The 23,621-nt window shown below is 73.0% G+C and carries 21 protein-coding genes; 13 read left to right on the top strand and 8 right to left on the bottom strand.

Features of this window, described 5'->3' with window-relative positions; genetic code table 11:
- The first annotated feature begins 316 nt into the window (after positions 1-316).
- The 3 genes from L3K22_RS02395 to L3K22_RS02385 all read left to right on the top strand — a co-directional run bounded on the left by L3K22_RS02395 (position 317) and on the right by L3K22_RS02385 (position 3,318).
- Complete coding sequence (locus L3K22_RS02395) at positions 317-1,567, top strand: hypothetical protein (RefSeq protein ID WP_263309992.1); 1,251 nt, start codon at positions 317-319, stop codon at positions 1,565-1,567.
- 100 nt (positions 1,568-1,667) lie between these two features.
- A complete protein-coding gene (locus tag L3K22_RS02390) occupies positions 1,668-2,585 on the top strand; it encodes a LysR family transcriptional regulator (protein ID WP_263309991.1) in 918 nt (305 codons plus the stop codon).
- A gap of 139 nt (positions 2,586-2,724) precedes the next feature.
- Positions 2,725-3,318 (top strand): hypothetical protein, encoded by a 594-nt coding sequence (locus L3K22_RS02385; RefSeq protein WP_263309990.1) that lies wholly within the window; start codon positions 2,725-2,727, stop codon positions 3,316-3,318.
- A 21-nt stretch (positions 3,319-3,339) separates the two neighbouring features.
- On the opposite strand, the gene L3K22_RS02380 is transcribed toward L3K22_RS02385, so the two are convergent.
- Positions 3,340-3,624 carry a YciI family protein gene (locus L3K22_RS02380; protein ID WP_010551819.1) on the bottom strand — a complete coding sequence of 95 codons (285 nt, stop codon included), beginning with the start codon at positions 3,622-3,624 and terminating at the stop codon, positions 3,340-3,342.
- Positions 3,625-3,913: 289 nt separating this feature from the next.
- Here L3K22_RS02380 and L3K22_RS02375 point away from each other — a divergent pair, with 289 nt between their 5' ends.
- From L3K22_RS02375 to L3K22_RS02365, 3 genes are read left to right on the top strand one after another with little or no spacing between them, the layout of a single operon-like run.
- Complete coding sequence (locus L3K22_RS02375; protein WP_263309989.1) at positions 3,914-4,459, top strand: ArsR/SmtB family transcription factor; 546 nt, start codon at positions 3,914-3,916, stop codon at positions 4,457-4,459.
- 2 nt (positions 4,460-4,461) lie between these two features.
- A complete protein-coding gene (locus L3K22_RS02370) occupies positions 4,462-5,682 on the top strand; it encodes a serine hydrolase domain-containing protein (protein WP_263309988.1) in 1,221 nt (406 codons plus the stop codon).
- Entirely contained in the window at positions 5,679-6,059 is a 381-nt protein-coding gene (locus L3K22_RS02365; protein WP_263309987.1) for a hypothetical protein, read from the top strand. The genes L3K22_RS02370 and L3K22_RS02365 overlap by 4 nt, the downstream gene beginning before the upstream one ends.
- Positions 6,060-6,128: 69 nt before the next feature.
- On the opposite strand, the gene L3K22_RS02360 is transcribed toward L3K22_RS02365, so the two are convergent.
- From L3K22_RS02360 to L3K22_RS02340, 5 genes are all read right to left on the bottom strand, one after another.
- Complete coding sequence (locus L3K22_RS02360) at positions 6,129-6,965, bottom strand: alpha/beta hydrolase (RefSeq protein WP_263309986.1); 837 nt, start codon at positions 6,963-6,965, stop codon at positions 6,129-6,131.
- Positions 6,966-7,077: 112 nt separating this feature from the next.
- Complete coding sequence (locus L3K22_RS02355) at positions 7,078-8,709, bottom strand: OmpA family protein (RefSeq protein ID WP_263309985.1); 1,632 nt, start codon at positions 8,707-8,709, stop codon at positions 7,078-7,080.
- Positions 8,710-8,859: 150 nt separating this feature from the next.
- Positions 8,860-10,164: a sensor histidine kinase gene (locus L3K22_RS02350; RefSeq protein WP_263309984.1), complete on the bottom strand. Its 1,305-nt coding sequence runs from the start codon at positions 10,162-10,164 to the stop codon at positions 8,860-8,862.
- Positions 10,161-10,820 (bottom strand): response regulator transcription factor, encoded by a 660-nt coding sequence (locus L3K22_RS02345; RefSeq protein ID WP_070499127.1) that lies wholly within the window; start codon positions 10,818-10,820, stop codon positions 10,161-10,163. The genes L3K22_RS02350 and L3K22_RS02345 overlap by 4 nt, the downstream gene beginning before the upstream one ends.
- A complete protein-coding gene (locus tag L3K22_RS02340) occupies positions 10,817-11,329 on the bottom strand; it encodes a hypothetical protein (protein ID WP_070499126.1) in 513 nt (170 codons plus the stop codon). Before L3K22_RS02340 ends, L3K22_RS02345 begins: the two co-directional genes overlap by 4 nt.
- Before the next feature lie 137 nt (positions 11,330-11,466).
- Here L3K22_RS02340 and L3K22_RS02335 point away from each other — a divergent pair, with 137 nt between their 5' ends.
- From L3K22_RS02335 to L3K22_RS02310, 6 genes are all read left to right on the top strand, one after another.
- Entirely contained in the window at positions 11,467-13,593 is a 2,127-nt protein-coding gene (locus L3K22_RS02335; protein ID WP_263309983.1) for an acyltransferase family protein, read from the top strand.
- A gap of 43 nt (positions 13,594-13,636) precedes the next feature.
- Positions 13,637-15,166: an alpha-amylase family glycosyl hydrolase gene (locus L3K22_RS02330; RefSeq protein ID WP_263309982.1), complete on the top strand. Its 1,530-nt coding sequence runs from the start codon at positions 13,637-13,639 to the stop codon at positions 15,164-15,166.
- Positions 15,167-15,369: 203 nt separating this feature from the next.
- Positions 15,370-15,717, top strand: a complete 348-nt coding sequence (locus L3K22_RS02325) for a hypothetical protein (protein WP_010551825.1) — start codon at positions 15,370-15,372, stop codon at positions 15,715-15,717.
- Between the two features lie 320 nt (positions 15,718-16,037).
- Positions 16,038-17,864, top strand: coding sequence for an ABC transporter ATP-binding protein (locus L3K22_RS02320; protein WP_263309981.1), 1,827 nt, complete (start codon positions 16,038-16,040; stop codon positions 17,862-17,864).
- Positions 17,861-19,675 carry an ABC transporter ATP-binding protein gene (locus L3K22_RS02315; protein ID WP_263309980.1) on the top strand — a complete coding sequence of 605 codons (1,815 nt, stop codon included), beginning with the start codon at positions 17,861-17,863 and terminating at the stop codon, positions 19,673-19,675. Before L3K22_RS02320 ends, L3K22_RS02315 begins: the two co-directional genes overlap by 4 nt.
- 214 nt (positions 19,676-19,889) lie before the next feature.
- A complete protein-coding gene (locus tag L3K22_RS02310) occupies positions 19,890-20,399 on the top strand; it encodes a lamin tail domain-containing protein (protein WP_263309979.1) in 510 nt (169 codons plus the stop codon).
- A gap of 91 nt (positions 20,400-20,490) precedes the next feature.
- On the opposite strand, the gene L3K22_RS02305 is transcribed toward L3K22_RS02310, so the two are convergent.
- On the bottom strand, positions 20,491-21,165 hold the full coding sequence (locus tag L3K22_RS02305) for a GNAT family N-acetyltransferase (protein ID WP_263309978.1): 675 nt from the start codon (positions 21,163-21,165) through the stop codon (positions 20,491-20,493).
- Between the two features lie 123 nt (positions 21,166-21,288).
- On the opposite strand from L3K22_RS02305, the gene L3K22_RS02300 reads away from it, so the two are divergent.
- Positions 21,289-21,918: a pyroglutamyl-peptidase I gene (locus tag L3K22_RS02300; RefSeq protein WP_263309977.1), complete on the top strand. Its 630-nt coding sequence runs from the start codon at positions 21,289-21,291 to the stop codon at positions 21,916-21,918.
- 725 nt (positions 21,919-22,643) lie between these two features.
- On the opposite strand, the gene L3K22_RS02295 is transcribed toward L3K22_RS02300, so the two are convergent.
- Positions 22,644-23,585, bottom strand: coding sequence for a rhomboid family intramembrane serine protease (locus L3K22_RS02295; protein WP_263309976.1), 942 nt, complete (start codon positions 23,583-23,585; stop codon positions 22,644-22,646).
- Positions 23,586-23,621 lie beyond the last annotated feature (36 nt).

The following is a 23,621-nucleotide window of genomic DNA, read 5'->3' as shown; positions in this document are numbered from 1 at the left end:
CGGGGCGGGGCGGGACGGTGGGTCACCGCTCCCCCGCCCGGCCCGACACCGAGACGTGGCTTTCTGCCAGTATGACCTCTCATTCCGGCAGAAAGCCACGTCTCGCCGTATCGCCACAGCGGAGATCAGGGCCGCCGAAGACGCATCCTCGTCGTCTGCGCCTCGTCCACGGTCACGATTCTGTGCCGCCTGAGGGCAACGACGGACATTTCCGCACAGATGTCGCACCGAAGGGTAAGAATCGACTCCGATGCGGCAGCGCCCCGTTGCCCCCGAGCTCTCCGGAGTACAGCCAGTGACCCATGAGATCGATGTGATGAGCGACGGCGACGGGCTCGCCGTCATCGGCGCGCCGGCGGACGTCGACGCGTTCCTGACCTCGCAGGGCCTCCAGGCCACGGATCTCAAGCTGGAGCGGCTCGCCGGCCCGGCGTTCAAGGGCTCGGCCGCCCTGCTGCACGCAGGGAAGGTCGTCGCGGAGCAGTCGGGACGCTGGCTGAAGCTGACCGAGGAGTCCGCGGCGGCGATGAAGAAGCTGCCGATGGTCCAGAACGCGACGACCGGGAACCTTCACGCGACGCTGCGGGCCGCGAACGGGCAGTTCGCGAAGAATCTGCAGTTCACCCCCGCTGCCGCCGCCCTCAATCCGCCCGTCCTCCTCGCGGCGGGCGCGGCGATGATGACTCAGATGTCTCTGCAGCAGTCGATCGACGAGCTCGGCGAGTACCTCGAGGTCATCGACCAGAAGATCGACGACATCCTGCGCGCCCAGAAGGATTCCGTCCTGGCCGACATGATCGGGGTCGACCTCGTCATCGAGGAGGCGATGGCCGTGCGCGAGGACGTCGCCCGGGTCTCGGAGGTGACCTGGTCGAAGGTGCAGGGCACCGCGCTGACCATCGCGCGCACCGAGGCCTACGCGCTGCGGCAGATCGACGCGCTCGCCGAGAAGGTGGAGAAGGCGAAGGTTGGCGAGGTCGCCGCTGCGGCCAAGACCGCGGAGCCCGCCGTGCGCGAGTGGCTCGCCGTGATCGCTCGCTGCGTCCAGCTGCAGGACGCGCTGGCCGTGCTGGAGCTCGATCGGGTCCTGGACAGCACTCCGGAGGATCTCCAGCGTCATCGCATCGGACTCCGCTCTGCGCGGGGCAAGCGCCTGGCCAAGATCCACTCCGCGACCGAGCAGCTGCTCGAGCGGATGAACGAGACGGTGCGGCGCGCGAACTCGAAAGTGCTCCTGTCCCCGTTGGCCGCACGCTCCGCGGTCGTCTCGAGCAACACGGTCGTCGCCGAGGTCCTGGAGTTCCAGACCGCTCTCGAGATCGAGGACGGCCACGACTCCGCGGAGGCCAAGCGCTGGCGGGCCGCCGTCGGCGAAGCGCGCGACAAGGTCGTGGACACAGGACGCAACGGCATCGGCGCCGCGAAGCAGTTCGGCGACGACTCCGTCGAGCGCGCCCGCAGCGGCGCCGGTCGCTTCTCGAACGGCGTCCGCGCCTTCCGCGACGCCGTCCGCAAGGACGAGCAGTCCGCGATTGCGGATCCGGCACCGAGCCCGTCGACCGACTGAGCCCGCGCACCCCTCTGGGCAGGACGCTCCCCCGAACCACCCAGAACGCCGTCGGCGAAGTCATAAGCCAGGCTTGCCACTGCCGGATACCATGGCAGCCATGGACCCCCGCAGGCTTCTCATCTTCCGGACCGTCGTGCGCAACGGCTCGATCGGCGCGGGCGCGCGCGAGCTGGGCTGGACCCAGCCGGCCGTCTCCCAGCACCTGGCCGCGCTCGAGAAGGAGGTGGGCACGCAGCTGCTGCTGCGCTCCTCCTCCGGCGTCACGCCCACGGAGGCGGGCTCGCGCCTGGCCCTGCACGCCGAGGCGATCGCCGCACAGCTGCACGCCGCGGAGGAGGAGCTCGCCGACATCACCGCCCTGCGTCGCGGGACCGTCAAGTTCGGCACCTTCCCGTCGGCCGCGGCGGTGCTGCTGCCACCCGTGCTCGCGCGCCTGAGCGAGAGCGCCCCGGACCTCGACGTCACCTTCGACGAGCTCGAGCCGCCGGACGCGGTGCCGGCCGTGCGCGAGGGCGATCTCGATCTCGCGCTCGTGTTCCGCTACCCCTGCAGCGACATCGGCGACGAGGGCACCCTGGAGTGGACACCGCTGATGGAGGACCGCGTGATGGCGGTGCTGCCGGCGGCCCATCCCCGCGCCCAGGACCCCGAGCTCACCCTCGCCGACCTCGCCGAGGAGCCCTGGATCGCGGGCTGCGAGCGCTGCCGGGCGAACCTGCTCTCGAGCGCACGCCGCGCGGGGTTCATGCCGCAGGTGCGCCACTCGACCGACGACTCGATCGTGGTGCAGCGCCTGATCACGCACGGCGGCGGGGTCGCGCTGATGCCCGAGACCACCCTCGAGGCCGCCCCGCCCACCGACGATCTCGTGGTGCGCCACCTGCCCGATCTCGACGACCGCATGATCGGCCTGATCAACCGTCGCGGCGCACTGTCGATCCCGGCCGTCGCCGCACTGAAGGACGCCCTGGTCGCCGAGACCACCGGGCGCCTCGCCACCGCCGCATTGATCTGACGCCGCGGCGCGGCCCCGCCTGCACAAAAGGGGACTCCCGCAGCACGCCGCGGAGCTGAGCTCCAGCGCGTGCCGCTGGAGTCCCCTTCCTGCAGATCGCTCTCGACGCGGGTCCAGGCGTCGTCCGTACCCTGAGCAGATGTCCGGCACTGATCCCGCCCTGTCCTCGCCCCGCGTCCCCGCCCGGGCGTGGCTGCGTCCGGCGCTGATGCTCGTCGGCGGCGCGCTGGCGGCGCTGCTGTTCGTCCAGGTCGACCAGCAGCTCGCCGCGTTCGCGATCGGCGTGTTCTCCCTGTTCATGGCGTACTGGACGAGTCCGCTGCGCTCCGGCCCGCACACCCCGCTCGCCGAGGCGCAGGCGCGGGAGGCCGACGGCACGGCGCCGACGATCGTGCTCTGGGCGCCCGGGGATCCGGCCTCGGCGCGTCTGCAGGCCGCGATCCGTGCCCCGCGCGAGGACCTGATCTGGGTGAACGTGTTCAAGGACCCGGCGGCGCAGCAGCTGCTGGGCCGGTACGGCGGGGAGCGGATGCTGCCGCTCGCGCTGCAGGGCGAGGACGCCGCGCGCATCGACAACGTCTCCGAGCTCTTCGCCTTCCAGGACCGGACCCGGCAGGGCGGTGCGCCCGGCGGCGCCGCGGGGGCCGGTCCGACGACGCCCGACCCCGGCGCCGACCCGTCGGGACGCTCCGAGCAGCGGGGCGAGGACGAGCCCGGCTCGCCGCGCGCCTGAGGACGCGCGGCCGTCCCCGGCTCAGGCGCCGGGCAGCTCCCCGATCACGACCTTCCACTCGCGCGCGACGCGGTCCACGATCACGCGCTCGCGCTTGAAGGGGTCGCCGTCGAGCTTGGCGAGCGCGTCCTCGGCGGAGTCCGCGACCACGATCAGCAGCGCCTCCGAGCCGTCGTCCAGCGGGCCCGACAGCAGCAGCGTGCCCTCGCGGAGCAGCTCGGCGAGGTGCTCGCGGTGCTCGGGCCGGAACGTCGCCAGACGCTGGGCGTCGTCGATGTAGGTGTACTGGACGGCGAAGACGGCCATGGGATCCCCTCGGTGCGCGGCGGCCGACGGCGATGCCGGCCGATGATCTCCCGCCCATCCTGCCGCACCGCACGCCGCGGCCGACGGGACGTCCGGGGCCGGGTGCGCCGCCGACCTCGACAGCACCGGCCCGGGCCCGGTGGTCCTGACCGCACCGCGCCCGCCGTCGCTTCACCGAGCCGCACCACCTCGATCCTTCGCCCCCACTATTCCGCTCCTCCGTAATTCCGGATACCCTGATCGTGATCGACGGCCACCGCCGCCGACCCGTCACCTCAGGAGGTGGGAGATGGCCGAGGATCCGGAGCTGCGGCGGCGGCTCGACGCGCTCGAACGCCGGATCACGCAGCTCGAGGAGCGCGACGAGCCCGGTGCCGCGCCGCCTGCCGACGCTCCTCCCGCGGGCACCCGATCCCGCTCCACCGCCGACGAGGACCCGTTCTGGGCCCTCACCGCCCTGAAGGCGCAGGTCCCGCCGCCGGGCGCCGTCGTCTACGCAGGCAGTGTCGAGGTCGGGGCGGGGCATGTGGAGTACCAGTGGGGCCGCCCCACCGAACACCTCCTGGCCGCGGACTGGGCCGATCACGCCGAGATCGTCGCCGCGCTCGGACATCCGCTGCGCCTGGCGATCCTGCGACGGCTGGTCGACGGCGAGCACACCGTCGCGCAGCTCGTGGACGAGTTGGAGCTCGCCTCGACCGGCGTCGCCTACCACCACCTCTCCGCCCTGCAGACCGGCGGCTGGGCCACATCCCCGCGTCGCGGCAGCTGGGCGATCCCGCCGAGCCGCATCGTCCCGCTCCTCGCCATCGTCACCGCCCTCGAGAAAGGCTGACCATGCCGGACCTGCCCGCAACCCCGCCCGACGACGACGCCCTCGACCCCCGGACCAGCACCAGGAGCACTCCGTCAGCCGACGACCCCGAGCAGTCCGTCGACGCCGCACACACCTCACGCCCGGCCCGCCCGGCACGGCGCACCGTCCTCACCGCGGCCGTGCCCGCGGCGGCCGCCGTCGTCGGCCTGACCGCGCTGACCGCGCCGCGCCCCGCCTCACTGGGCGAGCCGGCCGGCGATGAGCAGCTCACCGACGCTCTCGCCCCTCACCTGGGCGGACACCGACGGGTCGCTGCGATCCTGGTCGAGGACGGGCAGTCGCGCCTGGCCGGCTTTGGCACGGGCGATGGCGCAGAGCTGGAGAGCTCCGAGTTCGAGATCGGCTCGGTCTCCAAGACCTTCACCGGCGCACTGCTGGCCGTCGCGGTCGAGCGCGGGGAGCTCGCCACGGAGACCACCGTCGCCGAGGTGCTCGGCGCGGAGGCGGAGGGCAGCGCGATCGCGGACGTCACCCTCGCCGAGCTCGCCACCCACAGCTCGGGCCTGCCGCGCCTCGCCTCGGCCGCCGCCGGCGGCGGGAGCATCCTCGCCGGACTGCTGCGGAAGGACCCTTACCGGGGCCGCGATGCGCAGCAGGTCATCGCCGACGCCCTCGACGAGACGCCGTCGGGCCGCGGCGAGCACGCCTACTCGAACCTCGCCGTCGCCCTCGAGGGGCAGCTGCTCGCGACCGCCGCGAGCACCGACTACGCCGCGCTGCTCACCGAGCGGATCCTCGAGCCGCTCGGCATGACCAGCACGTACGCGCCGGTCACGGTCGGAAACCTGCGGGAGACGGCTCGGCGCGGGCACGGCGCGAGCGGCCTGCGGCAGGGCATGTGGACCATGGACGGCTCCGCCCCGGCCGGCGGCATCCGCTCCACCCCGGCGGACATGACCCGGTATCTCACCGCCATGATCGACGGCTCCGCCCCGGGCGCCGCAGCCGCGACGGAGGTGCTGTTCGAGGAGAGCGGGACGAGCTCCACGGCGATGAACTGGTTCCTCGAGGACTTCGGCACCGGTCAGCCGATCACCTGGCACAACGGCATGACCGGCGGCTACGCCTCGTTCGTCGGCTGGGACCCGTCGAGCGGGCGAGGGCTCGCGCTGTTCTCGGACACCGCCCGCTCCCTCGACGAGCTCGCCGTGGGCGTGCTCACCGGGGAGGTGGCGCTGTGAACGCGGTGCTGTCGCTGCTGCCGCTGCTGGTGGCGGCGGTCCTCGCGGTCGCGCTGGTGGTGACGATCGTGCAGATATGGGCCCGGTACCAGCATCCGATGCGCCTCGCGCTGCAAGCCGTCGGCGCCGCCTCGCTGATGGGTGTGATCGGCCTGGCGGGGCTCCTCCCGGACGCGCTGTGGTGGGTCAGCTGGGCGTTCACGCTCGCGATCCTGCTCGGCATCGCCTTCTCCGCCAGACGCCTGCTCGTCGGCGCCCCGCCGTCGGACCCGAGCCCCCGCAAGGCGAAGCTCCTGGACCCGCCGCCCCGCAGCTCCGCGGTCGTCGAGGTGCTGTTCTGGCTGGCGCTGGTGGTCGTGGCGCTGATCGCCGGCTGACCACGCCTCGTCCCGAGCGGGGTCCTGGGCGCGTCAGGCGCCGATCCCCGGACCGGCCGGCACCCCGCCTCAGCCCCGGATCGGCAGCCAGTCCAGCACGTCCTGGATGCCCTCGTCCCAGAACTCCCAGGTGTGGGCTCCGGGGCGCAGGCGCGAGGCGACCTCGACCCCGGCGTCCTCCGCCGCGGCGAGGAAGCGCCGGTTCTGGTCGATCAGCTGGTCCTCGGTGCCGCAGTCGAGGAACAGGGCGGGCAGCTCGGCGGGGTCGCGCCGGCCGACCAGTCCGAGCAGGTCGTCGGCGGTGCCGGCGATCTCGCGCCCGCCCCAGACCCGCTCGGCGAGGTGGCCGGTGTGCAGCTCGAGCGGCAGGCTCGCGGGGTCCAGCGCCCCGGACAGGCTCGCCGCGGCCGCGAAGCGGTCCGGATGGTTCAAGGCCAGCTTGAACGCGCCGAAGCCACCCATGGACAGGCCGGCGACGAAAGTGTCCTCCCGCGCGGTCGAGACGCGGAAGGTGCGCGCCACGATCCGCGGCAGCTCCTCGGCCACGAAGGTCCAGTACGCCTCCCCCACCGCCTCGTCGGTGTAGAAGGAGCGACGCACCTCGGGCATCACCACGGCGATCCCCTTCTCGGTCGCGTAGCGCTCGATCGAGGTGCGGCGCTCCCAGATGGTGCAGTCGTCGCTGAGGCCGTGCAGGAGATAGAGCACGGGCACGGCGGGCCCGTCGGCCGCGCCTGCGCCGCCGGCGTCCGCACCGCCGTCGGCCGTTCCGTCGGCCGACGGGCCTGCGCCCGGGGCGTCGGCGCCCTCCATCCCGATCCCGGAGGCGGCCTGCGGCATCAGCACCACCATCGAGGTGCCCATGCCGAGGGACTCGGCGAAGAAGTCGGTGCGCAGGCGGATCATGTCTCTCCTCGGTGAGCGGGACGGGCGGGTGCCGGCAGCGGCGCCGCGAGCAGCGACGCGGGGCCGACGGTCCTCAGCATCCCACCCCGCTCCGCCCGGCCCGGCCCTGTGCTCACTCCTCGATCGGGATGTCGGTGAAGCGGAACGGGACCGCCCCCAGCACGTAGGGCTGCTCGATGTCGAGCGTCTCGGCGCCCGGGATGTCCCGGTACAGCGCGACGAAGCGCAGGGTGTCGCCGACGGCGGCGCCGTCCCGCCCCGAGGGGTCCGAGACGATGCGCCATTCGAGGCTCCCCTCCGTCGTCGACTCCCCGAGCAGGTAGTCCAGCGGGTAGGTGGCCGTCGCACCGACCAGCAGGCGCGGCGCGAAGCCCACGTGCTTGGCCGAGTGGCCCGTGGACAGCCCCCGGTAGCTGAACACGCCGCCGGCGGCGACGTTCACGGTCTTGTTGTAGCCGCCGGCCCCCTCGCCGTCGATGCGCTCGGCGAGCACGGTGACCTCCAGCAGGCCGTCCACACGTCGGGCCGACGGGGAGGAGAAGCGGTACTCGTGCTCCGGGTCGACGGCGCGGTCGAAACCCTCGGGGCCGGGTGCTTCGACGCCCTGGCCGAGCGGGCCCGGGTCGAAGTCCAGGGTCTGCCCGTCGGTCTCGACCTCGATCTCGGTGGTCTTCTGCGCGGTGAGCGTGAGGGTGACCCGGCGGTTGAGCTGTCTGTTCCCGGCGGAGTCGTTCGGGACCAGCGGCTCGGACTCGCCGCGCCCCTCGGGCCGCAGCTCGTACACGGAGGTGTCGAGGCGGGAGGAGAGCGCCTCCGCCACCGCCGCGGCCCGCTGCTCGGAGAGGGTCTGGTTGTCGGCGTCGCCGCCGACGTCGTCGGTGTGGCCGATGACCGTCACCACCCCGCCCTCGTAGGCGCCGATGCTCGCCGCCGCGGCGTCGAGTACCCGGTCGGCGCGGCCGTCGATCTCGTAGGAGCTGCTGTCGAAGAGCACGTCACCGGCCAGGCGGATCTCGAGCTCCTCGCTCGACTCGATCGTCTGCACCGAGCCCTCGAGCCGTCTCGCATAGCCCTCGAGCGGGATCACCGGAGCCTGCTCGACATGACCGAGCAGCTCGTCCAGAGGGACGTCCCGCTCCGGCTCCCCGCCGAGCTCGGGCACCTCCGCCTCGATCACGGGCAGCGCCTCGACGAACCAGCCCGGCAGGAGCAGACCGATCGTCTCCACCCCGTCTTCCGGCGCGGCGTACACCAGCTGCAGCCGCAGCGTCTCGACGGTGATCTCCTCGGGGTCGGCGGAGGCACGGGCCACGACCCGACCGTCGGCCGTGGTCGCGACCAGGCGGATCGCCGCCCCGCCGGCGTCGACCAGGCGCAGAGCGCCCCAGGGCTCGGCGGTCGCGGAGGAGCGGTGGAGGCTGACGTCGGCCGCGAAGCGGCTCGGGGTCACGCCGCTCTCCCCCTCGGGCACGGACAGGGCGGTCACGTCGACGGTGAGCACGCAGTGCTCGCCGGAGCGGACCAGCGGGTGGAGGGCCAGCTCGACCTCTCCGTAGCCGGAGGCCAGGGCGCGGGTCTCGACGACCTCCTCCGGGTCCGGGGCGGGCTCGGCCTGCTCACCGCCCTGGTCGGAGGCTCCCTCCGCGCCCGCCTCGTCCTCCCCTCCGGTGCAGGCGGCGAGAACCGGCAGCATCGCCGCCGCGCCTGCCGCCGCGAGCGCGCGTCGTCTCGTCCATCCGGTCATGGGAACCCCTTCGTGCGTCGCCGATCGACCCCCGACCGGCTGCGACTCCAGAGTCTCCCATGCAGGAGGGGACGGCGGGCGAGGTGGTGCGACCCGAGGAGCGGCGGCGCGCCGCAGGAGGGGCACGTCCGGCGCTCTGCGGCGCGGACCTCAGCTCGCGGGCTCGAGGCGTACGGTGACCACGGCCCCCTGCGGCCCGTCCTCGCCGCTCCGGTCCTCGCCGCTGCGGGCCTCGCCTCCCCCGCCGAAGGCGAGCGTCCCCCCGGTCCGCTCGAGACGGCGCTGGGCGATCACCAGTCCGAGGCCGGAGCCGCCGGTCGGCCCGATCGAGTGGAACCGTCGGGGCCCGTCGGTGAGGATCTCGTCCGGGAACCCCGGACCGCGGTCGCGCACCCGGATCTCCTCGCCGTCGACCTCGATCGTGATCGGCGGGGCGCCGTGCCGGACCGCGTTCAGCACCAGCGACTCGAGCACCGAGACGACCAGCTGCTCGTCGCATCGCACCCGGCCGGGAGTCTCCACCTGCACCTCGACCTCCCCGGGGCCGGAGCCCGCGGCCTCCCGGGCGAGGTCCTCAGTGGGCACCACGTCGCGGTCGGCCTGGTCGGCGGCGTCCTCCCGGGCCAGGGACAGCATGTCGTCGACCAGTCGTCGCATGCGTCCGAGCAGGGTCCGCACCCTCTCCGCCTCGGCACTGTCGTCGAGGAGCTCCACAGCGCTGGTCAGCGCGGTGAGCGGGGTCCGCAGCTCGTGGGCGGCGTCCGCGGTCAGGGCGCGCTCCTGCTGGATCTTCAGCAGCAGTCGGCGCGTCGTGTCCTCGATGACCCCGGTGAGCACGCCGACCTCGTCCTGCTCGCCGGACGGGGTCCGGCGCGGCGCGTCCCGGCGCGGTGCGCCGTCGGCATCGGCGCGGAGCCGGGCGAGTGCGGCGTCGTGCCCCTGCACATCGCCCCCTTCGAGGGTGATCTCCGCGGCGCGTCGCAGTCTGCGGGTCAGGCCGCCGGAGACGAACCAGCCGATGCCGCTCGCGGCGGCCGCCACGGCGAGGGAGAGCGCCAGGATGGTCCGCGCGAGCTCCTCCCACCGCTCCACGACGGGCGCGCTGGGCAGCCGCACCGAGAGGGTCGTGCCGTCCTGGGCCTGCACGGCGGCCCAGGTCTCGCGCTCATCGGCGGAGGTGACGATGTCGTCGTGCTCCCGGGCACGCTGCGCGAGACCGCTGGGGAGCCCCTTCTCGCCGATCTGCACCGTCGGCGCGACGGTCCGGGTGGTCTCGTAGGTGGCGGTGCCCGCGCGCAGCGTCGCCGCCGCCTGCTCGCGCATCTGGTCGCGGGCGTCGCCCAGGGCGACATGGGCGATCCACGCGCCCAGCAGCGCGGCGATCGCGAAGGAGGTCACGGCCAGCACCGCGGCGAAGCGGAACCGCAGCGAGGCGTACCAGGGGATGCCCTTCATGCGGCGTCCGCCCGGTAGCCGGCGCCGCGCACCGTCGTGATCACGCCGGGCCCCACCCGTCGGCGCAGTCGCTGGATGTTCACGTCCACGATGTGCTCGTCGGACCAGGCCGAGTCGCCCCACACCTCGCGCAGGATCGTCGCGCGGCTGAGGACGATGCCCCGGTTATCCATGAACAGCAGGAGCAGGTCGTACTCCGTGGGGGACAGGGTCAGGGTCTCCCCCTGCCGCGTCACCCGGTGGGCGTCGCGGTCGATCTCCAGCGGCCCGAGGCGCTCCGGACCGGCCGGCGGCGCGGTGCGCCGGACCAGGGAGCGCAGCCGGGCCGCGAGCACCCGCGAGTCGAAGGGCTTGGTCACGAAGTCGAACGCCCCGGCCTCGAATCCCATCACCTGGTCCTCAGGCAGATCTCGCGCGGTCAGCAGCAGCACCGGGCAGGCGCCCGCCTCGGCCAGCGTGCGGGTGAGCGTGAGGCCGTCCACGCGAGACATGCCGATGTCCACCACGGCCACGTCCGGCCGCAGCCGGAGGGCGAGCTCGTAGCCCTCGGCGCCGTCGGCCGCGGTGGCGACCGTGAAGCCCTGGCGCTGAAGGACCAGCTTCGTGGTCTCGCGGACGTCGTCGTCGTCCTCCACGACGAGCACGGAGATGCTCATGGGCGCCCCTGCGTGCGTGTGACGTCGTAGTGCTCGGTGCCGGAGGGGGCCCAGGAAGGAGCGTCGTCGAGATAGGTCACCGTGAGGGTGCGGTACGTGCTGACGATCCCGGAGGTCAGACGGTCCGAGGCGACCACCCGCACGCGGTACTCCTGCGTGGAGCCCTCCGCGCACGAGGGCTCGCAGACGTTCAGGCGGATGATGCCGTGCGCACCGGCCTCCTCCTCGCCCCAGGAGGTCCAGCGCAGCGCGTCCAGCCCCGCGCCCGCGTCCGCGCAGGTGAGCACGAGGCTGGAGGGCTCGCGGGCCGCCGAGGAGTCGCAGTCCAGGAGGAACGTCGCCTCGTCGGCCGTCGTCTCGGCGAGCTCGAAGCCCGATCCCAGCACCGGCCACGGGACCAGCACGCTCACCGCGGCGAGGAGGGTCAGGACCAGGGCGCCGATCGGCAGCAGGAGGCGACCGGCGCGGAGACGGGTCCGACGGGACGGGACGCTGCGCGTGGAATCCATATCCTGGAGCCTCCCCGAGTGTCCTCACAAGTTTCTCTCACCGGTTCCCGTGCGTCCCCGCCGTGGAGGCCCGGCCGACGCGGGAACTCCTCCGTGCTGTGAGGGAACCGTGACCTGTGGATCCTAGCCTCCACGCCGTGATCTCCGACCCCGCGCTCTCCAGCACCCGCTCCCCGGTCCCGTCGGCCGCGCGCCGGCCCGCGCCCACCGGGGAGCGCTCGGACGCGCGCATGCCGGCCCTGGACGGGCTGCGCGCGATCGCCGTCGGCCTCGTCGTCGCCTACCACGCGGCCCCCGGCGCCGTGCCCTCCGGGCTGATCGGCGTCGATGTGTTCTTCGTGCTCAGCGGCTACCTGATCACCCGAGGGCTGATGCGCGAGCGCGAGCGCGGCAGCGTGCACCTGGGCCGCTTCTGGAGGCGACGGGCCCGCCGCATCCTGCCCGCACTGGCGCTGATGCTGATGACGGTGGGGGCGATGCTCCTGGTCACCGGGGGCGACGCCGCCGTCGACCTCCCGCGGCAGCTTCTCGGCGGTCTGCTCTTCGTGAGCAACTGGTCCCAGATCTCCGGCGGCGAGGACTACTTCCTGGGGTCCTCGCCGCCGGTCCTGCAGAACCTCTGGTCCCTGGCCGTGGAGGAGCAGTTCTATCTGCTGTGGCCCGTGGCGGTGCTGGTGGTCCTGTGGGCGGTCTCGCCCCGCGCGCGGTCCCTGCAGGGCCGGGCCGTGCGCCGGGCGGGCACCGTGACGATCGTGCTCGCGCTCGCCTCGCTCCTCTGGGGCGAGATCGCTGCGGCGACCCAGGGCACCTCGCGCGCCTACATGGGGACCGACACCCACGGCTTCGGCCTGCTCGCGGGCGCGGCGCTCGCCCTCTGGCTGCATGCACCCGCCTCGGAGGCGATCGAGAGCGTCCGCAGCGCGGCGCGGGATCCTCGCACGTCGGCCCGGCACCTCGAGGCCCGGCACCTCCGCGGCGCGCCCGCGGCGGCGTCACCGCTGCGCACGACGGTCCTGTCCGGCCTGCTCACGGTGGGGATCGTGGGCATCCTGATCACGGCCCTGCGCATTCCCGAGGCCTCCGCGTTCACGGCGGCGTCGCCGCTCGCGGTCGCTCTGACGATGCTGGTCCTCCTCGGCGCCCGCGGGAGGAGCCCCGTCGCCTCGCTGCTCGCGTCCCGCCCGATGGTCGCCGTCGGGACGCGCTCCTACGCCCTGTACCTGTGGCACTGGCCGCTGCTGGTGATCCTCCGCGACGCCGTCCCCGGGAGCCTGCCCGCCTGGTGCGCCCCAGCGCTCGCGATCCTGCTGTCCCTGCTCGCCGCCAACCTCTCGTGGCGGTTCGTGGAGTCGCCCATCCTCCGTCTCGGATTCCAGGGGTGGTGGGCGGGGACGCACTCCCCCGCTCCCCGCAGGCGCCGGCTGCGGGTCGCCGTGGTCGCGCTGCCTCTGGTCCTGGCGACCGTCGGCGCGGCGATCCTCTCCCCGCAGGAGACCGCGGCCGAGCGTCAGATCGCGGCCGGCTCCGCCGCTGTGCAGGGCGGGGGCGCCGCAGACGCGCAAGGCGGGGCGACGGAGGAGACGGGCCCGGCCGCGGGGTCCCCGGATCCGCAGGTCGACGAGCCCACCGGCGGGGCCGACGCTCAGGACGGGACGCCGGTGCCCGAGGGCGACCCCTCCGCCTCCCGCGGGGACGCCGCGACCGACGACCCGGCGAACAGGTCGACCGACGGCCCGGCGAACGGGTCGACCGAGGGCCCGGCCGATGCCGCGGACGGCCCGGCGCTGCGCGGAGAGGACATGGTCGCCGTCGGGGACTCGGTCATGCTGGCCTCGGCGCCCGCGCTCGTCGACGAGTTCCCCGGCATCACCATCGATGCCGAGGTCTCGCGACTGCCCCAGCAGGGACCGGTCCTCCTCCGGGAGCTGGCCGAGCGAGGCCGGCTGCGTCCCGTCGTGGTCGTGGGGCTGGGCACCAACGGCGAGTACGCCCCCGGCACCCTCCAGGAGATGCGCGAGGCGATCGGACCCGACCGCACCCTGATCCTGGTCAACGCCTACGCGGACAGACCCTGGGAGTCCGCGGTCAATGCCGAGATCGCCGACTTCGCGGAGCAGGACCCTCGTACCGAGGTCGCGGACTGGCACGGGGCCATCGGCGGCGCCCCCGAAGGGCTCGGCCCCGATCGCATCCATCCCGATCCCGAGGGAGGCGCGCTCTACAGCCGCGCCATCGCCCTGGCCGGCGAGCGCTGGGCGCGCTGACGGCCCACGGCGTGGCGCGCGAGGTCCCGCCTACGATGGCGGCATGACCGAGACCGCTCCCGCCGCCCCTGCCGCGCCCGCACCGCACGCCGCCCCCGCCTGGGCCCGAGACGCGATCTGCTGGCAGGTGTACCCGCTGGGCTTCTGCGGCGCGCCCCGCCACCGCGAGGACCTCACCGGCGAGACCTACGGCGGGGCCGACGGCGAGAACGTCGTGCACCGCCTGCGCCGGCTGACCGGCTGGCTCGACCACCTCGTGGCCCTCGGCGCGAACGTGCTGCTGCTGAACCCGATCTTCGACTCGGTCTCCCACGGCTACGACACCCTCGAGCACCGCCGGATCGACCCGCGCCTCGGCGACGAGACGGACTTCGACGCACTGGTCGCGGGCTGCCGCGAGCGCGGGATCCGGCTCGTCCTCGACGGGGTCTTCAACCACATCTCCCGCCTCCACCCCACCGCGCGCCGCGCGATCGCCGCCGGCCCCGGCACCGAGGAGGGCGACCGGATCCGCTGGTCGGGCACGAGCCCCTACGGCTTCGAGGGCAACGACGACCTGGTCGAGGTGGACCTCTCCGATCCCGTCATCCAGGACCGGGTCGTGGAGATCATGAGCCGCTGGCTCGAGCGCGGGGCCGACGGCTGGCGGCTGGACGCGATGTACGCCGCGGGCGCCGAGGCGTGGGCGTCGATCCTCGAGCGGGTCCGGGCCGCGCATCCCGAGGCGTGGATCCTCGGCGAGGTGATCCACGGCGAGTACCCGGCCTTCGCCGCCGCCTCCGGCGCGGACTCGATCACCCAGTACGAGCTGTGGAAGGCGATCTGGTCCTCGCTGCGCGACGCGAACCTCTTCGAGCTCGCGCATGCGCTGGGCCGCCACCAGGGCTTCCTCGAGCAGTTCCGGGAGTCCGGCGCGGGCGCTCTGCCGCTGACCTTCGTGGGCAACCACGACACCACCCGCATCGCCTCCCAGCTGGAGGACGGCCGCGACCTCGCCGCCGCGACCGCGCTGCTCGCCCTGCTGCCCGGCGTCCCCGCCGTCTACGCCGGGGACGAGTTCGGCGCCGCCGCGGTGAAGGAGGAGCGCGAGGGCGGGGACGACGCGATCCGTCCCTGGTTCCCCGGCTCGCCCGACGAGGTGGTCGCCGCGCACGAGGCCGCCGACGCGGGCGGCGAGTCCCCCCGCTCCCTGCAGCTGCTCGCCCCCGAGGCGGCCGGGCGGATCCTCGAGGTCCACCAGCGCCTGCTCTCCCTGCGCCGACGCGAGCGCTGGCTCACCACCGCCTCGGTCGCCGTGGACGAGTCGACGCTGACGAACACCTGGGCGCAGATCGTGCTGACCCCGACGGCCGACGCCGTCGAGGGCGGGGCCGAGGGCGGGACCGGTCCAGCGGCCGACGGTGCGGCCGGCGAGCGCCCCTCCCCGCTCACCCTGGTGCTGAACCTCGGCGACGAGGCCCTGCCCGCCCCGGGCGAGGTGCTCGAGGCGGTCAGCGGCGCGGACATGCTCGACGCCGTCGGCCCCTCCGCCGAGGGGACGGTCCCCGCCCACGGCATCGCGGTGGTGCGCTGAGCGTTCGACGCGCCCGCCCTCCAGCGCTCGCCGCCCCGGTGCCGTGCAGGTCCTCGAGGGCCTGCACGCAAATGTTCGCCTGCCCCGGAACAGCCTGATGCCCTCATGACCTGGCACGACGGATCCGCCCACGCGAATAGTGCCGAGGCGTCCGGCAAATACTGGGTGCTCACCTCACAGGTCGCTCGTCGTAGGCTCGAGGCATGAGCACCGCGATCAAGCCCGCCGAGTCCGTGAACACCGCCCCCGTCGTCGCCGCCGGGCTGATCGGCGGCTGGCTGACCGCGCGGGAGACCGGCATCCGTCCGCTCGGCGGCGTGGTCCTCGCCGCGGCCGGGATCTACGCGGGCCGCACCTGGCTCGCCCGTCGCGGCCCCGCGACCACCGCCGTGCTCGGCGCGACCTACGTGCTCGGCTTCGGACTCTCCCACCCGCTGGCGAAGAAGATCGGGGCCTGGCCCGCGGTCCTCACGGTGACCGCCGCCTCGGCCGGCGCCGCGGCGCTGCTGTCCGACGCCGCCTACGGCGAGTGGCTGCCCGCCGACGCCTGACCAGGGCGGGCGCTCCACGGCGCGTCGTGGCGATATCGCCATGTCGCGCCACCACGCGCCCGTCGGCGACACCGCAGGGAGCCGCCCGCCATCCCGCGCCGCCTCCCCACGCACACCGAGCCCATCCCCTCCGAGCTGTCAGCATCCGGCCCCATACCGACAGCTCAGAAGGTATCGACCACCTCCACGACGGACGAGACGAGCGACGCGCCGGAGCGGACCGTCCCGGAATGCGCTGTCACCCGTCGGGACAGTTGACTAGGCTAAGTCCTCGTCCCCGAACGTCGGGGCGCACTCCCCTCTGAGGAACTCTCTCCCCCATGCTCGGCACCATGAGCCGCCTCTGGCAGACGGTCCGCCCCATCCGCATCCGCCTCTTCCTCGGCCTGCTCAGCGCCATGACGGCCTCGCTCGTGGCGCTGATGATCCCGCAGGTCCTCGAGGTCATCGTCAACCGGCTCGGCAGCGACGCCACCGCCATCACCATCTGGACCGGCGGCGCGATCGTGCTGGGCCTCGGCATCGTCGAGGCCACCCTGATCTGGCTGCGCCGCACCTTCGCCGTCGCCCCCTCGACCACCGTCGAGAAGCAGATCCGCGTGGGCTTCTACCAGAAGGTCCAGCACCTGCCCGTCACCTTCCACGACGGCTGGGGCTCGGGACAGCTGCTCTCGCGCATGATGAGCGACATCAACCAGATCCGCCGCTGGATCGCGTTCGGCATGATCATGGCCGTCACCAACGCGGTGACGATCGCGGTGGGCATGGTGCTGCTGATCCGCTCCAGCGCGCTGCTGGCGCTGATCTTCTTCATCGCCGCGGTGCCCGTCTCGATCATCGCCTACCGCTTCAACCGCACCTTCTCGGTCCTCTCCCGTCGCTCGCAGGACCAGAACGGCGACCTCGCCACCACCATCGAGCAGTCCGTGCAGGGCATCCGCGTGCTGAAGGCCTTCGGACGCGGGCCGACGGCGCTCGAGGGCTTCACCGAGCAGGCCGAGGAGCTGCGCCGCACCGAGGTGAAGAAGGCGACCGCGATCGCCCGCTTCGACATGTTCATGTTCATGCTTCCCGAGCTCGCGATCGGCGTCGCGCTGCTGGTGGGACTGCACCTGACCGCCGACGGGTCCATCACCACCGGCCAGCTCGCCTCCTACTTCGCGACCGCCACGCTGGTGGTCGGCCCGGTGCGGATGCTCGGCATGCTGCTGGGCCAGGCCGTCAACGCGAGCACTGCGCTGGACCGCCACTACGAGGTGATGGACACCGAGAACACCATCGTCTCGCCCGAGCGCCCGGCGCCGGTGAGCCCGGCCGCGGCGATCGGGGCGGTGCGCCTGGACGGCGTGCACTTCCGCTACGCCGATGCTCCCGAGCACGTCGGCGACGTGCTGGACGGGGTGGACCTCGACATCCGCCCCGGCGAGACGATGGCGCTGGTCGGCGTCACCGGCAGCGGCAAGTCGACGCTGCTGCAGCTGGTGCCGCGGCTGTACGACACGACCGCCGGCGCGATCACGATCGACGACGTCGACATCCGCGAGATGGACCTCACCACGCTGCGCACCCTCACCGCCGTCGCCTTCGAGGACGCGACCCTGTTCTCCGACTCGGTGCGGGACAACGTGCTCCTCGGCGCGGACCCGGCCCTGTCCGCGCAGGAGGCGGAGGATCTGCTGCACCTCGCGCTGCGCACGGCGGATGCGACCTACGCCTACGAGCTGCCCGACGGGGTCGACACCCGCATCGGCGAGGAGGGCATGAGCCTCTCCGGCGGGCAGCGCCAGCGCCTGGCCCTCGCCCGCGCGATCGCGGCGAAGCCCGCCGTGCTGCTGCTCGACGACCCGCTCTCGGCGCTGGACACCAAGACCGAGGAGACCGTCACCGCGCGCCTGCGCGAGGTGCTCGCCGGGACCACCACCCTGATCGTCGCCCACCGCACCTCGACCGTGGCGCTGGCCGACCGGGTCGCGCTGCTGGACGACGGGCGAGTGGTCGCCGTCGGCACCCACACCGACCTGCTGGCGAGCTCGGCCCGCTACCGCTGGGTGATCGCGAACCAGGAGGAGGAGCGGCGCCGCGACCAGGACATCGAGACGCTCACCGGCGAGCTCGAGCTCCGCGCCATCCAGGAGGAGGGCCGATGACCACCACCGCACCGCTCGACCAGGACGGCGCCGACGGCGGCGCCCTCACCCCCGAGGAGGCCAAGGCCTCCCGCAAGCGCTCCCTCTCCCTGCTCGGCGAGCTGATCTCCCCGGTCAAGGGCCAGTTCGTGGTGATGGGCGTGATGGTCGTCGTCGCCCAGCTCGCCGTCGTCGCGGGCCCGGCGATCATCGCCCGGGGCATCGACCACGGCCTGCCCGCCCTGCTGGACGGCGATCCATGGCCGGCCTTCGAGGCGGCGGCCCTCGCCGTCGCCGCCGCGATCGTCGGCGGCGTGCTGACGTTCGGGTACGTGCGCCAGTCCGTCGTCGTCGGTCAGCGGATGCTGCTCGCCCTGCGCCGGAAGGTCTTCCGCTTCACCCAGAAGCAGGACCTCGAGTTCCACGAGTCCTACACCTCCGGCCGGATCGTCTCGCGGCAGACCTCCGATATGGAGGCGCTGCGGGAGCTGCTGGACTCGGGCGTGAACGTCATGATCGGCGCCTCGCTGTCGATGGTGTTCACGATCGTGGTGATCGTGGGCATGGACCCGGTGACGGGCCTGGTCATGCTGCTGATGCTGATCCCGTGCGTGGCGCTGACGGTGTGGTTCCAGAAGCGCTCGAGCGTCGAGTACCGCGCGATCCGCACCCACTCGGCGCGGCTGATCGTCCACTTCGTCGAGGCGATGGCCGGGATCCGCGCCGTGAAGGCGTTCCGCAAGGAGGACCGCAACCAGGCCGAGTTCGACCGCCTCGCCCAGGACTACCGCGATGCGTCGCTGCGCTCGATCAACGTGTTCGGGATCTACCAGCCCGCGCTGCGCGTGCTCGCGAACGTCACCATCGCCGCGGTGCTGGTCGTCGGCGGGTTCCGGGTGCTCAGCGGCGACCTGCAGGTCGGCGTGCTGGTCGCGCTCGTGCTCTACTCCCGCCGCTTCTTCCAGCCGATCGACGAGATCGCGAACTTCTACAACGCCTTCCAGTCCGCGGTCGCAGCGCTCGAGAAGATCGCGAACCTGCTGGCCGTGCAGCCCCACGTGAAGGAGGCGCAGACCCCGACGCCGCTGCCCAGCTCGGACGGGCAGATCGACTTCGAGGACGTCTCCTTCCGCTACTCGGACGACGGGCCGCTCGTGCTGCAGCCGATGGACCTGCACATCCCTGCCGGTCAGACGGTGGCGCTGGTGGGTCAGACCGGCGCCGGGAAGTCCACGGTCGCGAAGCTCATCGCCCGCTTCTACGACGCGACCGAGGGCGCCGTGAAGCTGGACGGCGTGGACCTGCGGGAGGTGTCCATGGAGGACCTCACCCGCAACATCGTGATGGTCACGCAGGAGGCGTACCTGTTCTCCGGCACCGTCGCGGACAACATCGCGCTGGGCCGGCCCGGCGCGCCCCGCGAGGAGATCGAGGCGGCGGCCCGCGCGATCGGGGCCGACGAGTTCATCGAGAAGCTCCCCTACGGCTACGACACCGACGTGAACAAGCGCGGCGGACGCGTCTCGGCCGGTCAGCGACAGCTGATCTCCTTCGCCCGCGCCTTCCTCGCCGACCCGCGGGTGCTGATCCTCGACGAGGCGACCAGCTCGCTGGACATCCCCTCGGAGCGGATGGTGCAGGAGGGGCTGACGAAGCTGCTCGGCAGGCGCACCTCGCTGATCATCGCCCACCGCCTGACCACCGTGATGATCGCGGACCGGGTGCTGGTGGTGCACGACGGGCAGGTCGTCGAGGACGGCTCCCCCGCCGAGCTCGTCGCCGCCGGCGGCCGCTTCGCGGCGCTGTACCAGGCGTGGCAGGAGTCGATGTAGCGCGCCGGGATAGTCCCCTGGCACCGGGAGCGCGCGGCACGGGTCCCGCGCCCGGCAGCCGATGTGGCGCAGTTCCCACGACAGCTGTGCGGGAACGCTGGCGCAGGAGGTCAGCGCCGGTTATCTTCCTGCTGTCACACCGATCCCGATCCTGAGGAGAGCCGACGAGAGTCGGCCGTCACCCGCGGATCCCCTGCTCCTCAGAGGTCATCCCATGCACCTGCCCCTGCTCTCGCGCGCCCGATTCCTGGCGCTGCTGCTCGCCGCGCTCGTGGTCGCGGTCCCGCTCGCGGTCGCCCCGCCCGCCGATGCCGCGGTGAAGAAGCCGCTGGACATCGTGAAGGTGTACTACGACCCGCCCGGCCGGGACTACTCGAAGAACTCCGAGTACGTGAAGGAGTACATCCAGGTCAAGAACACCGGGAAGACCACGCTGACCCTCACCGGCTTCGTGATCCGCGACAACGGCCCCCAGAAGTACACCTTCCCCAAGGGCTTCAAGATCGCCCCCGGCAAGACCGTCACGATCCGCTCGGGCACCGGGAAGAACACCTCCACCACCCTGTACTGGGGCAAGGCGAGCTTTATCTGGAACAACACCGGCGACACCGCGCGCCTGTACAGCTCCAAGGGCACCCTGCTCGAGTCGTGCCGGTACAAGGGCGGCGCGTACAAGGGCTCGTCGACCTACGTCCGCAGCGACAAGACGACCGCCTACTGCTGAGACGGCGCGGGGCCGACGGCTCCCCGTCGGCCCCGCAGCCGTTCCCGCGGGAACGTCACCCGCGCCCGATCTGTCAGATCCCGCCGCCTGATCACGCGCCGAGCATCTCCCGCAGCGCGGGCGTGAGCCCCTCGACCTCCACCGGCACGTCGGGCCGACGCAGCAGCTCGGGCGTGACGAGGAAGCGCTGCTGCTCCTCGTTCGAGCCGGGGATCGTGGAGATCTCGGTGCCGTTGTCGATGTAGCCGCAGGCGCGGGAGACGCCGTAGGAGGGGGCGTTGCCGATCACGGCGGCGGACTCGGCCCGCCGCGCGCCGAGGTGGTCGAAGGCGAGCACGAGCATCGCCTGGCGCATGAGCCTGCCGTACCCGTTCCCGTGGGCGTCGAGGGTCAGCCAGGAGCCGGAGGCGACGGTGCGCCGCTCGCCGAAGCGGTCGGCGGAGACGTCCTGCGCGCCGATCAGCCGGCCTCCCGCCCACACGCCGAAGGCGAGGGTCCAGCGCTCGGGTGAGATCCCGCTGCGCAGCGTCCACTGGAAGCGCAGCGCCTCGCGCACCCGCGTCTCCGGCTCGGCGCGGTACCAGGGGAACACCTGCGGGGAGGCCGGGTCCTCGAAGATCGGCCGACGGATCAGCGCGGCGTACTCGGGCAGGTCCTCATCGGCCAGCGGCCGCAGGGTCAGGTCCCCGGCGCGGACGACGAGCCCGAGGGAGGGGTAGAGCGCGGACAGCGCGGGGAACGGCTCAGCACGGGTCTGCTCGGACATCGCCCCAGAGTAGTCGTCGGCGACGGGGGCGATGTCGCGACGGACGCAGCGCTGGTCGACGCCGGCGAGAGCATCGTCGTGGCGCGCAGCCCGTCGGTGGGCGGCCCGCCGTACCCTGTACCGATGACCATCGACGTTCTGCTCTCCGGTTTCGCACCCTTCGACGGGGCGGCGACGAACGAGTCCTGGGAGGCCGTCCGGGAGGCGGTCCCGACCCTCGTCGCGCGCGGGGTGGACGCGGAGGCGGTCGAGCTGCCGGTCGAGTTCGGCACCGCCTCGGAGCGGCTGGAGGAGGCGGTGCGGGGACTGCGTCCGCGGCTCGTGGTCGCCGTCGGCCTCGCCGCCGGACGCACCGCGATCACCCCGGAGCGGGTCGCGATCAACATCCGCGACGCCCGGATCCCCGACAACGCGGGCGCGAGCCCGGTGGACGAGCCGGTGGTGCCGGGCGCGCCCGTCGGCCGCTTCTCGACCCTGCCGGTCAAGGCGATGGTCGCCTCGCTCGCGGCCGACGGAGTGCCTGCGGCGGTGTCGCAGACCGCCGGGACCTATGTGTGCAATGACGTCTTCTACGCGCTGCAGCACCTTCTGGCGACCGACCCGTCGCTCGAGGGGATCCGGGGCGGGTTCGTCCACGTCCCCTCGGCCGACGTCGTCGACTCCCCCGCCACCGCACGGGCGCTGGTGCGGATGGTCGAGGTGGCGCTCTCCACGGAGGCCGACGTGCGCCTCGCCGGCGGCGCCGAGCACTGAGCGGCGGGCGGTGGGCGGGAGGCTCCTGCCGTCCGCCACGGTCCCTGCCCTCAGGGCACCGCCGCACCCCGAGGCCACAGCCGAGGAGCACAGCGCCGCGGCGGTCCACCGACGAGGGCGGTGACTCGGTGGAAACGAGGGTCCTCACGGGTGTGCACATCTTCGCTGTCCACCCTCCACAGGCAGTTATCCACAACGTTCTCCACAGCGGTGGAGGAATGACATCCTTGTAGTTCCGCACGTACGAGCGTTGTCCCGGGCGTGTCGCGGCATCGCGCCGGCGCGATGACCGATCTGTGCAGCTCCCCCGCCGCAGCTCGCCGCCGACCCCCGCCGCCCTTGCATCACTGCAGGTCACAGAACTTCCGAGAGGCCTTCGAATCGGACATCACGTGCATACCTCGGCGCTGGACCGGCTCCGTGCAGTGGTCGGGAACGTCTGCGTGCTCCGCATCCACGGTGTATGGAGCTGCGCTGTCCCCACTGTCCGTCCACAGCACATCGGAAGTTGTCCACAGCCAGAACGCGTCATCCCCAATGCAGCAGCGGGTTATCCACACCGCGATCCACAGCTGGGGAAAACCACACCGGTGTAGTTCCGTCCGTGTCGTGACAGGGCTCTCGCGCACGGCCCGGGGACGCAGAACGGGGCGGCCCCGAGGGACCGCCCCGCCGTGCGGGAGGAGTGCGCCGTCGGCCCTCGAACGGGCCGCGCGCAGCCTCGGTCAGAGGCCGGGCAGGAGCACCGTCTTGACCGCCACGAGCACCGCGCACAGCACCACGGCGGCGACCACCAGCGCGCCGTGCGTGATCGCGGAGCGGCGGGCGAGCGCCTGCCGGTCCTGCCCGGCCACCGCCTTGGGGCGCAGCGCGTACATCCCCGCGGTGAGTGCCGCGCCGAGCAGGAGTCCGCCGAGGTGGCCCTGCCAGGAGATGTTGGGGACGGTGAAGGTGATCACCAGGTTCAGCGCGATCAGCACCCCGATCTGCGCGACCTGCCCACCCATGCGCCGGTTGACGATGAACGCCGCGGCGAACAGGCCGAACACGCCGCCGCTCGCGCCGACGGTGCCGGTCAGCCAGGAGTACCCCATCGGGTCGGCCAGGACGTACACCGCCGTGTGCCCACCGAGCATCGAGACGAAGTAGACGGCGGCGAAGCGCGCGGGGCCGAGGGACCGCTCGAGGAACTGACCCATCGCCCACAGCGCGTACATGTTCAGCGCCAGGTGCATGATCCCGCCGTGGAGGAAGCCCGCGGTGAGGAAGGTCCACGGCATCGCGAGCGCCCGGAAGGGGGCGAAGATGCCCAGCTGCTCGACGATCTGCGGAGCGAGGATCTGCCCGAGATACGCGAGCACGCACAGCGCGATCAGCGTGTAGGTGACGACCGGGGCGCCGGTGCGCATGCGCCCGCCCATCGCTGTGCGGGGCCGGGTCGAGGCCTGCGCCCGGGCCAGCTCCCGCTCGCAGTCCACGCACAGCACGCCCACATCGGTGGGGCGCTGGCAGTCGGGGCAGGCCGGACGGTCGCAGCGCTTGCAGCGCACGTAGCTGACGCGATCCGGGTGGCGCGGGCACACCGGCTGCTCCTGCGGCCCGTTGCCCACGGGGCCCTGGGGCGGTGGGGCGTCGGCGGCGCTGTAGCCGTAGCTGGGTCTGTCCATGGGTCTCATTCCACCACGGGCGGCTGGAGGGAGCCG

The sequence above is a fragment of the Brachybacterium atlanticum genome (assembly GCF_025669985.1).
GTDB lineage: Bacteria > Actinomycetota > Actinomycetes > Actinomycetales > Dermabacteraceae > Brachybacterium > Brachybacterium conglomeratum.
Note: the sequence above shows the minus strand (reverse complement) of the source record. Positions and strands in the feature narration are given on the sequence as shown.